Source organism: Spirochaetota bacterium (genome assembly GCA_035477215.1).
In the GTDB taxonomy this organism is placed as follows: Bacteria; Spirochaetota; UBA4802; order UBA4802; family UBA5368; genus MVZN01.
The window spans coordinates 45,577-60,202 of the sequence record DATIKU010000002.1; the positions used below are offsets into that span (position 1 = coordinate 45,577).

A 14,626-nucleotide genomic window follows, 5' to 3' on the forward strand; every position below is an offset into this window, starting at 1 on the left:
TTCAAAGCTCCCTTTTAAGCATCTGCGCTCTTTTCTGGCGATAGTGCGTGAGAAGATACTTCTCAACGACCATTATCGCCCGGGCGGGGATCGCCTCGTCCTTGATCTTGAATCCGACCAGCGTGTCGGTGTATTTCCGTATCGTCTCCGGTGAGCGCACGGACTCGGCGGGTACCAGCAGGTATTCCGTGTCCGGCATGAGGAGCTTGAGGCTTCGCTTCGGATAGAGGACCTCCCGCGCGTTGTAGATCGGGATGACAATGCGCAGGCTGTTCTCGCGCATGTCCTGTATCAGGTGGTCAACCAACATGTCGTTCTCGGGAACGAGCTCGATAAAGTCGGAAAGAGCGAGGATGGGCCCGGTCTTCGCCGCCAGTTTTTTATAGACCTGCCGGGCCTCTCTGGGGGGCGCCGCCTGCGCGTGCGCCGCGGCCGGTGTGGTATCGGATTTCACGGTTTTTCTTTCCCGGCCGCCGAACAGGCGCTTGAAAAAATTGATGATCCGGGTAAACAGGCCGGGCTTCTCGACCCGCCACTCGGCGCGCCTGGCCGCTTCCTCCCTATGGTGGAGTTTCTTTAAATGTTCCTCGTATTCGGCAATAAGCGATTTCAGTTTTTCGAGGTCTTCGCCCGACAGTCGCAGGTCCGCCTTTTTATCGAGCGAGGAGAGGATCGTTCGCGCCGCGCGGTAGAGTATTTCCATGTGAGCCGAGGACTGCTGCCGTTCGGAGTACGACAGGTCGGCAAGCTTTTCGGGACTGTGCAGAACGAGTTCGGACAGTTCGGTGATATGGCCGAGGAAGGTGCCGCCGTCAATGTAGTACACGGTGCCGTCGTCGCTCACGTATGAGAGAACGGAGCCGGCGCGCATGTTTTCGGGAGTGCTCCACTTCTCCAGCACCTCGTCGGTGACCTCCAGAATAGAGCCCACTATATCGGACGCGGCGCAGATGCGGTGTTCGCCGATGAAACGGGCGATGTCCCTGCCGAGAGTCCTGGATGGGTCGAGGCTCTTCTCGGCGTTGATGACGCATGCGCGCAGCGAGTGGATGTTCTTCGCGTCTATGCGGTCGTTGTCGGCGAGCGACGAGGCTATGTCGGCGATCAGGATGTTCAGGATGTAATCCAGTTTCGGGTCGCGGTAATCACTCACGTAATCGTTCAGAATGCCGAACCGCTTCAGGCGGCGCATCACCAGCTCGTTGTAACGGCCGGTGATCTCTTTGAGTCTGTTTAGGTTGATCGAGTCGCGCGCGGACGGATAATTCTTGGCGTGAAAGCAGTAATCCTCCTCGATCTCGGCCTTATTGCGGTCGAGGCTTGAACTCTTGAATGCGAAAAACTGTTTGCCTTCCTCTTTCGCGATGATCCGCGAGAGGTCAGTCTTGTTCTTCGCCACCTTTACCAGTTTCGTCAGGTTGAAGAAACGGTATTTCTGGAGGAGGGCCATCAGGTTTTCGAGCGAGTTGTCGTCCCTGATCGAACAGAGACGTTCGAAGTCGCGCGCGTTCAGCATTACGCCCAGTTCGACGTACTCGACTACGGAGAGTTTCTTCGTGGTTTCGTCCACCTGAAAATCGAAGGTAATGAGCTGCCGGACCTGTTCGGGAAAGCGCGAGGTAAGGTACTCGACGAGGTATTCGACCGTTTTCTCCCTCTTGGGAGAAAGCGGTATCTTAACGTTCCGGGACTTCTTCAGCGATTCGAGGGTCGCAAGCGGCTTGATCCCGGCGGGCAGGGACTGGCCTTGCAGCGCGTATATCTCGTTAAGGACCTCGAATACATAGGGCTCCCGCGTGCTCGATTCATCGAGGAAGTTGAAACGGTCAATCGCTTCCATGTCGCCCTTTCGCGATGATAAGTGATTCGCGGAGCCATGCCGGGCATTCCTCCGCCGGCAGCTTTTCCTGTGATCCGGTCGCCATGTCTTTGATGGTACAGCTTCGCTCCGCGGCCTCGTCCCCGCCGATGATGACGGTATAGCGCGCGGATTCGCGATCCGCCTTTTTAAACTGGTTCTTGAAGCTTTTACCCTGCGGATCGAGGTCCGCGGAAATGCCCGAGTCGCGCAGAAGCCGCGCGAGGGCCACGGCCTGGCGCAGCGACTCGCCGCCGCCATGGACCAGGTAGACGTCGAGTCCGGAGGCGGGAACGCTCGCGTCCCCGGCGAGCAGAAGCATTCGCTCGATACCCGCCGCGAAGCCCACCGCGGGGGTGGGTTTGCCGCCGAAGGTCTCCACCAGCGAATCGTAGCGTCCTCCCGCGGCGAAGGCGTTTTGCCCCCCGAGCCTGTCGGTGACGAATTCGAATGTGGTCCTCGAGTAGTAGTCGAGGCCGCGCACCAGGAAGGGGTCTTCGGTGTAGGTTATGGATGCCGCGTCGAGGTGTTCCTTTACCCCCGTGTGATGGTCGCGACAGGCCTGGCACAGGTGGTCGGTGATGGAGGGCGAGCCTTTTTTCAGCGCCGAGCACCCCTCCTGCTTGCAGTCGAGGATGCGCAGGGGGTTGCTGTCGAGCCGCCGTTTGCAGTCTTCACACAGCGCGTCGCGGTGGTCGATAAAATACGACCGGAGCCGCTCTATATAGCCGCCCCTGCAGTCGGCGGCGGGGCAGCCGATGGAGTTGACGAGCAGCGTAAAGTCGCCGATAGCGACTCTATGCGCGATCGCGTGCATCATCGCGATGATTTCGTAATCGTAATACGGATCGGCGCTGCCGAAAAACTCGGCGCCGAACTGGTTGAACTGGCGCAACCGCCCCTTCTGAGGGCGCTCGGCCCGGAACATGGGGCCGCAGTAGAAAAACTTGGCGCTGGAGAGCCGGTTGTATTCGCCGTTGGCCACATAGGCGCGCACCACGGAAGCGGTGCCCTCCGGGCGCAGTGTGAGGCTCCGTCCTCCGCGATCCTCGAAGGTGAACATCTCCTTGGAGACGATGTCCGTTTCGTCGCCGAGCCCGCGGGCGAAGACCTCGGTATACTCCATGACGGGAGTGATGATTTCTTTATAGTTACTCAGGCGGAACACGTCGCGCGCCGCACCGGTCATGCGGTCCCAAGCGTCTATTCTGTCCGGATAGATATCCTCGATTCCGGGAGGATTGGTCAGCATCTGGCTTGCTCCTTGTCGTCCTCGATCCTTTTCCTGAATACTGCGTCCGGCCTGACCGCTTTGTCCAATTTAAATAGATATACCTTCCCCGGTTGTGCCATAGCAACACTTTTTTCTTCTTCGTTGATTTCCATCACGCTGAAAAAATCACCGCCCGCGTCACCGTCGAGGACCGGGAATATGGCCTCGATTTCGTCGCCCGTGCGGATGGGGTTATGCGTCTTTACGCGCACCTCGTTCGGGTGCTCTCCCGGCCCTGTCGCGTAGCCCATGAAGAGCGTTTTTCTAACGTACGGCACGCCGTCGAAGCGCATGCCTTCGAACTCGTTCCATAGATCGGCCGTGTAGGGACGGTGGCTGACCAGGTCGAGCTCGCCGATCCAGCGCGGAAGATGGGCGAGGTAATCGCCGCCGCCGGCGGCGACCTCCGCGGCGTGGCGGTAGACGCGCGTTACATTGGCCGTGTAGTAGAGCGATTTCATGCGGCCTTCGATCTTGAAGGCGTCGACCCCGGCCTCGACGTACTCGGGAATCCGTTCGATCAGGCAGAGGTCCTTCGAGGAGAGTATCTCGGTTCCGCGCGCGTGCTCGACGATCTCCATGTGGTTGCCCTCGCGTTTCTCCTCCACCAGCGCGTAGCGCCAGCGGCAGGGGTGCGAGCATCCGCCCGTGTTGGCGTCGCGCCCCGAAAGAAAACGGCTGAGGAGGCAGCGCCCCGAGTACGAGACGCACAGCGCTCCGTGGACGAACACCTCGAGCTCGGCGCCGGTGTGTTCGCGTATGGCGCGTATTTCGCCGAGCGTGACTTCGCGCGCCAGCACGATGCGGGAAACGCCCTGGCGCTCCCAGAATCGCGCGGCCGGGTGATTGAGAGTGGACATCTGGGTGGAGAGGTGGACGGGCGTTTCTACGCCGGCGTCGCGCAGCAGCATGAGCATGCCGGGATCGGAGACCATGTAGGCGTCGAAGGCAAAGGCGCGCACTTCGTCGATATATGCGCGCGCGCCGCCGACGTCGTTTTCGTGGAGGAAGGAGTTGAGGAGGAAGGTGGTCCTGACGCCGCGCTCCCTGCAGAAATCGCATGCGCGCCCTATCTCGTCGAGCGAAAGGTTTCCCGACTGGCTTCGCAGGTTGTGCGCTTTACCGCCGAAGTACACCTCGTCGGCGCCGAAGCGTACGGCCGCCTCCAGCTTCTCGAGTGTGCCCGCCGGCGAGGCGATGGCCGGCCTAACGCCTCTGTTCATCCCTGAAATCCTTTCCGATGCCTTTCTGGTAATAATTTACGGCCCTGTTGTGTTCTTTCAATGTTTTGGAGAAATAATGCGAGCCGTCGTTTCGGGAAACGAAGTAGAGATAGTCCGATTCCGCGGGCCCAAGTGCCGCCTCGATGGCCGCCAGGCCAGCCGAGCTGATGGGCGTGGGCGGCAGCCCCCGGTGCAGGTAGGTGTTGAAGGGCGAGTTGTCGGCCAGGTCGCGGTAGCCGATCCTGCCGGTAAATTTCCGGGTCGCGTAGCGCACGGTGGGGTCGCAGTCGAGCTTCATGTTTCTTTTCAGCCTGTTGTTGAATACCGAGGCCACCAGCGCGCGTTCCGCGGGGACCGCCGTCTCTTTTTCGACCAGGGAGGCCAGGGTGAGGAGGCCGTGGACGGAGAGGCCGCGCTCGCGGATGACCGCCGGGTCGAGTTTCGCCAGCACATTCCCGGTGCGGCGGTACATGAGCGCGATGACGTCGCGCGCGTCGGACTCCTCGGGGATGATGTAGGTGTCCGGGAAAAGGTAGCCCTCGGCGGACGGCGAATCGATACCCAGGGCGCGCATATGCGATGGATTGAAGGCGTAATACAGAAAGTCCCCCGCTCCGGTGACCCGGTTCGTCTCGAGCCGCTCCGCGATCTGGTAGAGGTTGAACCCCTCGGGAATCGTGATTCTGCTTTTCACCACGTCGCCGCGCAGGAGGGCATGGAGTATACCGAACGAGGAGGTCCCGCGACTGATCCGGTATTTGCCCTTTCGAATGCCGGCTCCGGCGATCCGGCCGGCGGCGCGGGCCGTGGTTCCGAAAAATATTTCGCTTGTGATGAGGTTACGGCCCTTCAACCGGCGGGCCACGCTTCGGGCCGGCTCGCCCTCGCGGATGATGAAATCCTCGTCCTTCATCATGCCGGGTGCCGAGTTGAGTATGAGCACGGCAAGGCCGCACAGGATGAGCGCGGCGGGAATTGCGATACGTACTGGTCTGCGTTTCATTCCGGTCAACTGTATCCGAAGGGAGTCCGGGCGCGAAGCGCCCGATAATCGTACTCTACGCCCGGCGCGCCAAAGGTCAATTGAAAATAACGCCGGGCAGGTAATTTTGTTGACGGGAAAGAAAAAATGCCGCCCTATGAGCCCATTCCGTTTTTATAGAAAGGTTTTTCAATGAGCGACCGACGAAGCACCCGGGTACTGGGCATCCTGATCTGTACAGCGCTTGCGCTTGCTTCCCATGGCGTTGCACAGACCGGCGTGACCGAAAAGAACGCAATATATTACAACAAGACCGGCTGGGAGCACCTGGATAGGGGTGACCGCTTCAGGGCCATCCTCAGCTTCAAGAACGCGCTCAGGCAGAACCCGCGCTATCGCGAGGCCCTGATCGGTCTGGGCCGGGCGTATCTCGGGACCGAGGCCTACGAGGAATCGCTGAAACTCTTCACCGATGTGCTGAAGGTCGACCGGGACAACCACGACGCCATGACCGGAATGGGTTTTGCGCTGATGGGGATGGGTCGCTACGAGGAGGCCCTGAAGCTCTTCGACGGCGTCGCCAGGCTCTCGGAGGACAACCTCGAGGCGCGCTACGGAATGGCCTCGATCTATTACCTGATGAACAGACGGATATGGGCGCTTCGCAAGCTCGAGGGCATTCTACGGAACAACCCGTATCACTACCAGTCGCTCCTCCTCATGGCCGACATCAGGATGGACGACGGCCGGCCCGCCGAGGCCGGGAGCTATATTGAAAAGGCGATCGAGTCCGACCGCGAGCTTCCCGACGCGTACGTCAGGGCCGGCGAGATCCACTACCGCAATTATCTCCGCACGGACGACACTGACTATCTGGAAGAGGCGCGCGAGGAGTTCGGCCGCGCGCTTTCCATCCAGCCCGAAAACTACAAGGCCAACCGCAGCATGGGCTACGTTTCGCTCGCCCTGGACCGCGGCGGAGACGCGCTGGCATATTTCCAGAAATCGCTCGCCTCATTTTCGCGGAACCCGGTAACGCTTTACCACGTCGGCCTCGCGTACGAGGTATCCGGCGACGAGGCGAAGGCGATCGAGCAGTACGTAATGGCACTGAAGTATGCGCCATCGGACGACGTTGTGCAGTCCAAGATCGAGGACGTGCTGGCGCTGGGCAACACCAAGATCGGGCACCCGCTGCGCGTCGGTTACGCCAACGACCACTTCGCGCGCGCCCGGAGGAAGGCCAGGGATAACCTGGCCGACGAGGTCCTTCTGCACCTGCGCCGCTCGCTCTACCTCAATCCCATGCACAGGGAGGCGCGCGAGACGCTGCGCGACTATTACTCCACGCTCGACTATTACGAGTTCTTTCTCGAAGAGCAGAAGGCGCTCCTTCGCATGTACCCGGACGAGCGTATTCAAGATCAACTCGCGACGGCGGTCATCAAGCGGCGCGATCGCCTGTATTTCAAGGCCGGGTTCTACGAGGAGCCCCCGGTGCGCGACGTGCCGGGACTCATCGTGCTCAACCTCTGGCCGGCGATGGGGATCTCAACCTACCACGACGCCGGGGCCGTGCTGGCGGGGTATCTCAGTTTTTCGCTGGGGCAGTTCGGCCGCCAGGACGCGGTGAAACCGGGCAAACGCCTCGAGATGACCGGTGGGATGAAAGACGGCGAGGCCTTCCTCGGCGACAACATCGAAAAGCTCGCCGGTATATTCAAAGAAGAAGATCCGGACCGCGCGCGTATCGTGGTGTACGGCTCGTACCGCGACGCGACCGGCTTTCTATCCGCGCAGTTCAAGATTATGGATCTCTCCAGGGGAGTCATTATCGACGAGTTCGAGCTGGCCGAATCGGGAAAGGACAACCTCTCGCGGCTGTCGCTCCGGGCCGCGCGCCGTATCTATTCGGCCATCCCCTACCGGGGACGCGTGCTCTCGGTCGGCGACGACGGTATCGTCGTCAACATGGGAAGCTTCGACGGCGTCGCCCCCGGCGACCTCTTTGTGATGTATCGTTATGAGAAGTCCTTTTCGGGTGACAAGATATCCGTTAAGCGCAAACTCGTTTTTACGGTGAACGAGGTCGACACGCTCGTGGCCTCGGCGAAGCCGGTAGTGGCGAACGACCTCAGGCTGGTCGACGAGGGCGAGGCCGTTTATCCCGAGCGCAAGCGCAGGGCGAAGCTCATCAAATAGCGCTCGGTCCGTGCACGCTTTTTCCCCACCCGGACGCTCAACCAGCATTACGACTGCGCCGTCGGCGGTTACGTTGGCGGCGCTCCCGGCGGCGATACCTGTCAGAAGCCTGAATATGAGGGCGTCTCGAAGTTTCATGGAGCGGTGTCTCCATTTCTCTTTGGCCGGGGAGTGATTCCGGATTGAACGAATTATTTGAATGGGATGCGGCCGTGCTTTTGTGAAGGGCTTCAGGCTTGTGGCGGACCGGATGGCGCGGGGAAAATAGCGCAGAAGCCGAGGACTGTCCGGGTCTTCCACGCCTTGTACGAGTTTTGCGGGCATCGGAGCCCTTTCGCCGTGTCATCCGGCCTGCGATCCGGGGTATTTTGTATCGATCGGCGCGCTGCATAGCAGTGTGATTATGCGTTTCGCGACAGGTCTGATCATGCCATCACTCGAATGCGATGGCCTACTTTTTCTCCAGGGCCATTGCCGCCTCGCGCAGTTCGTCGGCTTTATCACGGTCTCCCATGTGGAGGTAGACCTCGGCGAGGCCATGGAGCGTTTCGGGGTTGGCCGGATTGATATCGCGGGCGCGCTCGAAGTTTCGTATCGCCTGCGTTAGTATATACTTCCTGTTGCGGGCGTGGCGCTTGACGTAATAAAGGTGTCCCAGGTACACGTGCGACTTTTCGTTGTCGGGTCGTATCTTTTTTACCTCCTCAAGCGTGGCGATGGCGTCGTCCGGCCGCGCCGTACGCCGGTAGAGCTCCGCAAGGCCGAAGTAGGCCTCGAGATACACGGGGTTTTCCATTATCGCCTTTTTATACATGGCGGCGGCCCCGGCATTATCGCCCTTTCGTTCATCCTCGAGCGCCCGGGCGAGGAAACGCTCGCCGGCCTCCCTGCCCGGAGCGTACGCGGCGGCGAAATGCCGGTTGGCGCCGGTGGCGTCCTTCCGCTCAACGTACCAGCGCACGAGCCCCAGGTGCGCCCTGATATGCGACGGGTCAATGCGGACGGCGTTCGTGTAATGCTCGAAGGCCGTCTCGTGATAGCCGAAGAAGTCGCGTGTCTCGCCGGCGGTAACGTGGATGTCGGCCTGGTCCGGTTTGATCGCGAGCGAGCGGTCCAGGTAATCGAGCGCTTCGGCTTTTTTATTTCGCGTGATGAGAATGCGCGCAATTTTATTGGCCGCGTCGTACAGGGAGGGGTTGCGTTCGAGCGCGCGCTCGAGGTTCTCCATCGCCGCCGGATACATTTCGGCCTCGAACTGGACGGTCCCCCTGCGATAATAGTATTCCCAGCCGACGCCGGAGGCGGTGCCGGAGACCGCTATCGAAATTATCAGCGCGAGCGCGCAATTTATTATTGACTTTTGGAACATGAAATTTATAAGGGTACTCGCTTCAAAGTGGTCAGGTAGCTCAGTCGGTAGAGCAGAGGACTGAAAATCCTCGTGTCGACGGTTCGATTCCGCCCCTGACCACATCTTTCCTTTTTTACCGCATCCTCCATCCGGCGTTTCTCCGCGTTCCCTGTGTATACTATCGGCCTGTATGCCGCGCGCCTTTGCATTTTCATGCACCGGACGACCGCTGCGAGGTCTTGCTTAAATGAATTGAAAGAATACATGCGCCGAGATAGTATGCCTTTTAAAGATGCCCGGTCCGTGGTCCGGATTGCGCGATGCGATATTTTCCATGCGGGGGACGCAAATGAAAGCATTACGTGTGATATTAAAGACAACCGGTGTCGCGCTGGTGTCTTTGTGCGCGCTTCTGGTAACAATATACCTCTTCCTTCCCAAGGGTCCCCGCGGCCTCATGGAGTTCGACGATCCCTTCGGCAAGGAGCGGCCTACCGCGGTGGCGGAGCGGCACATGGCGGCCACCGGGAACCCCTGGGCCACCGCCGCCGCGCTGGAGGTGCTCGACCGGGGTGGAAACGCCGTGGACGCGGCCGTGGCGGCCCTCCTGGTGCTCAACGTAACCTTCGGCGAGGCTGCGAGCTTCCCGGGCGTCGCGCCGGTGCTGGTGTACGACGCGCAGACCGGAAAGGTGGCGAGCTACACCGGGGCCGGAAAGGCCCCGGCGGCGGCCACCATCGAACTTTTCAAACGAAAGGGCCACAAAGTGGTGCCTAAGCTAAGCATCCTCTCGCAGCTCGTACCGGCCTCGCCGGACGTCATCACGGCGCTGCTGGAGCGTTACGGCACCAGGAGCTTCGGCGAGCTGTCGGCGCCCGCCATAAAGCTCGCCGAGGAGGGCTTTCCTGTGCACGCCACGATGCACAAGAACCTCTCCATGAACGTATTCAAGCGGCTGGGCCTTTCAATCCTCATGCCCTACAACGCGCAGGTCTACCTGGGCGGGCAGTGGTGGCGGCCGCTGCATAAAAGGGACCGCTTCAGGCGACCGGATCTCGCGAAGACCTTCAGGGCGCTCGTCGACGCCGAAAAAAAGGCGCTGGAAAAGGGCGCCGGGCGAAAGGCGGGCCTTGCGGCCGTTCGCGACTATTTCTATAAAGGGCCGATCGCCGATGCCATACTCGGGCTCCACCGCGAGAAGGGCGGCCTCTTTACGCGCGAGGACCTGTCCGGCTATCGCGGCGAATTCGAGACGCCGCTTTCCGGAAGCTTCGGCGAGTACACCCTCTATACCAACCGCACCTGGAGCCAGGGCGCGGTGGTGCCACTGGCTTTGCAGATCCTCGAGGGCGCGGACCTCAAGACCATGGGCCACAACTCGCCGGCGTACGTGCACGCCGTGCTCCAGGCGATCGAACTTGCCATGGCCGACCGTGAGGCCTTCTTCGGCGACCCGGCCTTCATAAAGGTGCCCGAGAAGGGCCTGTTGTCGAAGGACTACGCGGCCGCGCGGCGCAAGCTCATGACGAAGGGAAAAGCCTTCGGCGCGATGCCGCCGCACGGCGATCCGTGGAAGTACCGGTCGGCGGCGCCCGGCGCCCGTGCAAAAGGCCCGGAGGCCCGCCCCGTCGCGCGCCTCGCCGAAAACGCGGCAGGTTACGGCAGGGACACCAGTTACGTGAGCGTTGTGGATCGCCGGGGCAACGCCGTATCGCTCACGCCGAGCGACTTTCCGCAATCGCCGATGGTGCCGGGGACGGGGCTTACGCTCGGAATCCGCATGACGCAGTTCCGGCTGGACCACGGACACCCGGCCGCGCTCGCGCCGGGCAAACGGCCGACCATCACGCCGAACGCCGCCATGGTGTTTAATAAAGGCAAATTCTACATGAGCTACGGCACGCCCGGCGGCGACATGCAGACACAGGCCCTGGTGCAGGTATTCCTGAATATCGTCCTCTTCGGCATGGACGCGCAGGAGGCGATCGACGCGCCGCGCTTCCGCTCGCTCAACTGGCCCGACGCCTTCTCGCCGCACGCGTACCGTCCGGGCGCCATAGAGCTCGAGGGCCCGCTGGGGCGCGCCGCGGGCGGCGCGCTCGAGGACATGGGCTACCGCGTGGAGGTGAAGGGCGAACGCGATAACAGCTTCGGCGCCGTGTGCGCCGTCATCCGCGATCCGAAAACGGGAAAGCTCTACGGCGGCGCCGACGCGCGCGAGAGCTCGTGGGCCGAGGGGCGGTAGGGCCGCCCCCGCCTCAGGCCGAGAGGCAGCGCACTATCGCGCCGACATACATGCGGTGGTAGTCTTTCTGCGGGTAGAGTTTCGAAATTCCCTCGGCGAGGAAGTTCCGCGGCAGGATGTCCTGGAAGTATATCTTCTCGCACTCCAGTACCAGGCGCGCCTCGGCGAAATACACCGCGCCGCTTTCGGTCGACGCGGGGGTTATTCCCGCCTCCTTCGCCTTGTCGACGTCCTTCCCCGAGTGCGAGCCGCAGTAGTTCAGCGCCGTGCGGTACTTCTCGCCGAAGAACGAAAGCGTGAAGCGAGCGGCGTCCTCCATGAATTTGTAGGTGTGGCGCGTGGGGCGTACGAAACAGAAGCAGACGTTTTTGTTCCAGAGCACGCCCAGGCCCCCCCACGAGGCCGTCATGGTGTTGTAGCTTTCGGGCGTACCCGCGGTGATGAGCATCCAGTCGTCACCGATCAGTTTGAAGGGGTTGTCCCCGAGCGTGCGCGGATCGATTTCCCTGAGTGTGTGTGCCATATCTCCTCGTATAAAGCGCCTGCGGCGCGGTGGTCGTGATGTATACGCCCGATATAACCGGTCCGCGCGTGCGGGGCAAGTTTTTTTCGAACGTACGCATCACGCCCGAAAAAAACTTGACAACGTTGCGTATATGCCCTTAGTGTCTCCCATACACGGCGCGGCATAGTCGCTATGAAACAGAACGGCAAATTCAACATGAACTGGGCTTGGTGGTGGCGAACCGGACATCGATATCCGGGCGCTTTGGCGTGCCTGTAGCGAAACAGACAACGGAAAGAGCACAAGGGCTGCGGATATCAAAAGAACCGCAGCCCTTTTTTTGTGCCCCGGGAAACTGAAACCATCATACAAAAGGAGGCGATAATGCCACACGAATCTACGAAGATACTCTTACCCGAAAAGGAAATGCCGCGGCAGTGGTACAACATCATCCCGGACCTTCCCCGGCCGCTCAGTCCGCCCGTAAGCCCGGCGACCGGAAAGGCCATCACTCCCGACGAACTGAACGCCATCTTCCCGATGGGGCTCATCATGCAGGAGGTGAGCCAGGACAGCTACATCGATATTCCCGAGGAGATCCTCGACATATACCGGCTGTGGAGGCCGTCGCCGCTGGTGCGCGCGCGCAGGCTCGAGGAAGCCATCGGCACGCCGGCAAAAATCTATTATAAAAACGAGGGCGTATCGCCCGCCGGCAGCCACAAACTCAATACCGCCGTGGCCCAGGCCTATTACAACAAGAAGGAAGGCATAAACAAGCTCTCAACCGAGACCGGCGCCGGGCAGTGGGGAAGCGCGCTCTCGCTGGCATGCAACTTCTTCGACATGAAGGTGCACGTGTACATGGTGCGCGTGAGCCACGACCAGAAGCCCTACCGCAAGTTCATGATGGAGACCTGGGGCGGCACGGTGACGCCGAGCCCGAGCCCTCTTACGAACGTCGGCCGCGAGATACTGGCGAAGGACCCCAAGAATCCCGGCAATCTCGGCATCGCCATCAGCGAGGCGGTGGAGGAGGCCGCCACCAACAAGGACACCAACTACGCGCTGGGAAGCGTGCTCAACCACGTCTGCATGCACCAGACGATCATCGGCCTGGAGACGCGCAAGCAGCTCGAGCTGGCCGGCGACTATCCCGACGTGGTCATCGCCTGCGTGGGCGGCGGCTCGAATTTCTCGGGGATCGCGTTCCCGTTCGTGCGCGACAAGATCAACGGTAAAAACATTAAGATTCTCGCGGTCGAGCCGTCGGCATGTCCCACGCTCACCAAGGGGAGCTTTGTCTACGACTACGGCGACGAAGCCAAAATGGCGCCGATCGTCGAGATGTACACGCTGGGCCACACCTTCATGCCGCCCTCCATCCACGCGGGCGGATTGCGCTACCACGGCATGTCGCCGCTGGTGAGCCTGCTCTACCACGAAAAAATCATCGACGCCGTTTCGGTGGCACAGAAGGGCTGTTTCGAGGCGGCGGTGCTCTTCTCGCGAACCGAGGGCATCATCCCCGCGCCGGAGTCCTCGCACGCCATACGCGCGGCGATCGACGAGGCCATGAAGGCGAAAGAGGAAGGAAAGCAGAAGACCATCGTCTTCAACCTGAGCGGCCACGGCCACTTCGACCTGGCCTCGTACGACATGTACTTCTCGGGCAAGCTCGACGACTACGAGTACCCGGCCAAGCTCATCGAGGAGGCGCTCACCGATCTGCCGAAGGTGTCGCTGTAAGTTAAGAAGGCAGGCGGTCCGATGATGGACTGTTTGAACTCACCCCCTGTCCCCCTCTCTTTGAACGAAAGAGAGGGGGGATCGCGGCATTAGTCCCTTGCCGGAACTCCCCCTTCTCTTCGGCGAAGAGAAGGGGGCCGGGGGGATGAGTTGTTACGCTTTGCTCCCAAATAATTCTTGTAATTCTCCCCGTTTCCGGTGTTCATTCTGGCATCGACATTTTCTTATATATCATGAGGGGAATCCCAATGGCAAAACCCACCGAACACGCCGCGCTTATCTGCGCAATCCTTACCGTCATCGCCGCCCTCGGCGCCGCCGCCGCCATTTACTGGAAACAGCCGCTCGCGGTCATCATCGCGGCGCTTCCCGCCGCCGCCTACGAGCTCTACCGCACCGAGGGCTTCACGACAAAGCTCGCCTCGGCCGGGGTGCTCGCGGTGCTCGCCGCCGAGATCGTGCTCATCGCAGGGAAGATCGAGATCAACATCGCGCGCTTCGCCGGCAAATACGTCGGATCAATGCCGGTCATCGACGCGAAGCTCGCGGGGCCTGTCGTCATCGCGCTCCTCGCCGTCTTGCTGGTGCGCCGCACCGCGGGCATCTATACGAAGTGGCTTGCCATCGTGCTCCTCGGCGCGGCGGTCGCGCTGTTCTATACGCTCGATCCGGCGCTCCTGTCGAAGTTCGTGCAGCCCGCCCTGCGGGAAGGGGCGAAGCACATCAGGTAGGGAGGTAAGGATGGAGGCGTACGCCCCGTATTTCGCGCTCGACGCGCTGGCCTTCATGCGGATGGCCTTCCCGAAGATCGGCAAAGCGATGCTGAAGGCGGACATGGCGACGCCGGGGAGATGATGGTCGACATTCGAAATTCCGGTCAAATGCAGGGCGATACCATGAAGATCATCACGCAACCGCCCACCATAGACGCCGCGGGTTCGCCGCCGAAGACGATAGAGGAGTACGTCGGCGCGGTGAATTCGCGGAACGGCAACCCCGGCGTCGCGCGCACGAAAAGCCCGCGGGGCCGGAGCGAACCGGGCCAGCGGCCGGAGTCCGACGAGTATTCCGTGGTGCGCTACCGCGCGCCTCGTACGGACGGCGCCGGGTACGCCGCCGTCCGCGTCCCGGCCATCAGGCCGGAACGAGCACACAGGGACGATGTACGATCGTTCTTCGGCGATGCGCCGGTTTTAAGGTTCCGCGGCGGTGTGATGCCGACCGCCGCGGCCTGACAA

11 protein-coding genes and 1 tRNA gene are annotated in these 14,626 nt (G+C 61.2%); 6 read left to right on the top strand and 6 right to left on the bottom strand.

The window, feature by feature from the left end:
- Nucleotide 1: 1 nt before the first annotated feature.
- From VLM75_00270 to mltG, 4 genes are read right to left on the bottom strand one after another with little or no spacing between them, the layout of a single operon-like run.
- Nucleotides 2-1,840 carry a hypothetical protein gene (locus VLM75_00270; protein ID HSV95346.1) on the bottom strand — a complete coding sequence of 613 codons (1,839 nt, stop codon included), beginning with the start codon at nucleotides 1,838-1,840 and terminating at the stop codon, nucleotides 2-4.
- Nucleotides 1,827-3,110 (bottom strand): histidine--tRNA ligase, encoded by a 1,284-nt coding sequence (hisS, locus tag VLM75_00275; protein ID HSV95347.1) that lies wholly within the window; start codon nucleotides 3,108-3,110, stop codon nucleotides 1,827-1,829. Before hisS ends, VLM75_00270 begins: the two co-directional genes overlap by 14 nt.
- The gene (locus VLM75_00280) at nucleotides 3,104-4,354 is read right to left on the bottom strand and encodes a peptidase U32 family protein (protein ID HSV95348.1); all 1,251 of its coding nucleotides are present in this window, start codon (nucleotides 4,352-4,354) and stop codon (nucleotides 3,104-3,106) included. The genes hisS and VLM75_00280 overlap by 7 nt, the downstream gene beginning before the upstream one ends.
- A complete protein-coding gene (gene mltG, locus VLM75_00285; protein HSV95349.1) occupies nucleotides 4,338-5,357 on the bottom strand; it encodes an endolytic transglycosylase MltG in 1,020 nt (339 codons plus the stop codon). Before mltG ends, VLM75_00280 begins: the two co-directional genes overlap by 17 nt.
- Nucleotides 5,358-5,528: 171 nt before the next feature.
- Here mltG and VLM75_00290 point away from each other — a divergent pair, with 171 nt between their 5' ends.
- The gene (locus VLM75_00290) at nucleotides 5,529-7,538 is read left to right on the top strand and encodes a tetratricopeptide repeat protein (protein HSV95350.1); all 2,010 of its coding nucleotides are present in this window, start codon (nucleotides 5,529-5,531) and stop codon (nucleotides 7,536-7,538) included.
- 451 nt (nucleotides 7,539-7,989) lie between these two features.
- Here VLM75_00290 and VLM75_00295 read toward each other — a convergent pair whose 3' ends face one another.
- Nucleotides 7,990-8,907, bottom strand: a complete 918-nt coding sequence (locus tag VLM75_00295; GenBank protein HSV95351.1) for a tetratricopeptide repeat protein — start codon at nucleotides 8,905-8,907, stop codon at nucleotides 7,990-7,992.
- 29 nt (nucleotides 8,908-8,936) lie between these two features.
- On the opposite strand from VLM75_00295, the gene VLM75_00300 reads away from it, so the two are divergent.
- Together VLM75_00300 and VLM75_00305 are read left to right on the top strand one after the other, a co-directional pair.
- Nucleotides 8,937-9,009 (top strand) — tRNA-Phe (locus VLM75_00300).
- A 229-nt stretch (nucleotides 9,010-9,238) separates the two neighbouring features.
- A complete protein-coding gene (locus VLM75_00305; protein ID HSV95352.1) occupies nucleotides 9,239-11,134 on the top strand; it encodes a gamma-glutamyltransferase in 1,896 nt (631 codons plus the stop codon).
- Nucleotides 11,135-11,147: 13 nt separating this feature from the next.
- Here VLM75_00305 and VLM75_00310 read toward each other — a convergent pair whose 3' ends face one another.
- Complete coding sequence (locus tag VLM75_00310) at nucleotides 11,148-11,657, bottom strand: flavin reductase family protein (protein ID HSV95353.1); 510 nt, start codon at nucleotides 11,655-11,657, stop codon at nucleotides 11,148-11,150.
- A gap of 366 nt (nucleotides 11,658-12,023) precedes the next feature.
- Here VLM75_00310 and VLM75_00315 point away from each other — a divergent pair, with 366 nt between their 5' ends.
- The 3 genes from VLM75_00315 to VLM75_00325 all read left to right on the top strand — a co-directional run bounded on the left by VLM75_00315 (nucleotide 12,024) and on the right by VLM75_00325 (nucleotide 14,623).
- Nucleotides 12,024-13,388, top strand: a complete 1,365-nt coding sequence (locus VLM75_00315; GenBank protein ID HSV95354.1) for a TrpB-like pyridoxal phosphate-dependent enzyme — start codon at nucleotides 12,024-12,026, stop codon at nucleotides 13,386-13,388.
- 248 nt (nucleotides 13,389-13,636) lie between these two features.
- Nucleotides 13,637-14,119: a hypothetical protein gene (locus VLM75_00320; protein HSV95355.1), complete on the top strand. Its 483-nt coding sequence runs from the start codon at nucleotides 13,637-13,639 to the stop codon at nucleotides 14,117-14,119.
- Between the two features lie 165 nt (nucleotides 14,120-14,284).
- Nucleotides 14,285-14,623, top strand: coding sequence for a cupin (locus VLM75_00325; GenBank protein HSV95356.1), 339 nt, complete (start codon nucleotides 14,285-14,287; stop codon nucleotides 14,621-14,623).
- Nucleotides 14,624-14,626: the final 3 nt, after the last annotated feature.

What these genes read in the sequence shown, in the direction of transcription:
- VLM75_00315 (HSV95354.1), top strand. Translation starts at nt 12,024, where the DNA reads ATGCCACACGAATCTACGAAGATACTCTTACCCGAAAAGGAAATGCCG.
- VLM75_00280 (HSV95348.1), bottom strand. Translation starts at nt 4,354, where the DNA reads ATGAACAGAGGCGTTAGGCCGGCCATCGCCTCGCCGGCGGGCACACTC.
- VLM75_00290 (HSV95350.1), top strand. Translation starts at nt 5,529, where the DNA reads ATGAGCGACCGACGAAGCACCCGGGTACTGGGCATCCTGATCTGTACA.
- VLM75_00320 (HSV95355.1), top strand. Translation starts at nt 13,637, where the DNA reads ATGGCAAAACCCACCGAACACGCCGCGCTTATCTGCGCAATCCTTACC.
- hisS (HSV95347.1), bottom strand. Translation starts at nt 3,110, where the DNA reads ATGCTGACCAATCCTCCCGGAATCGAGGATATCTATCCGGACAGAATA.
- VLM75_00270 (HSV95346.1), bottom strand. Translation starts at nt 1,840, where the DNA reads ATGGAAGCGATTGACCGTTTCAACTTCCTCGATGAATCGAGCACGCGG.
- VLM75_00305 (HSV95352.1), top strand. Translation starts at nt 9,239, where the DNA reads ATGAAAGCATTACGTGTGATATTAAAGACAACCGGTGTCGCGCTGGTG.
- VLM75_00295 (HSV95351.1), bottom strand. Translation starts at nt 8,907, where the DNA reads ATGTTCCAAAAGTCAATAATAAATTGCGCGCTCGCGCTGATAATTTCG.
- mltG (HSV95349.1), bottom strand. Translation starts at nt 5,357, where the DNA reads ATGAAACGCAGACCAGTACGTATCGCAATTCCCGCCGCGCTCATCCTG.
- VLM75_00325 (HSV95356.1), top strand. Translation starts at nt 14,285, where the DNA reads ATGAAGATCATCACGCAACCGCCCACCATAGACGCCGCGGGTTCGCCG.
- VLM75_00310 (HSV95353.1), bottom strand. Translation starts at nt 11,657, where the DNA reads ATGGCACACACACTCAGGGAAATCGATCCGCGCACGCTCGGGGACAAC.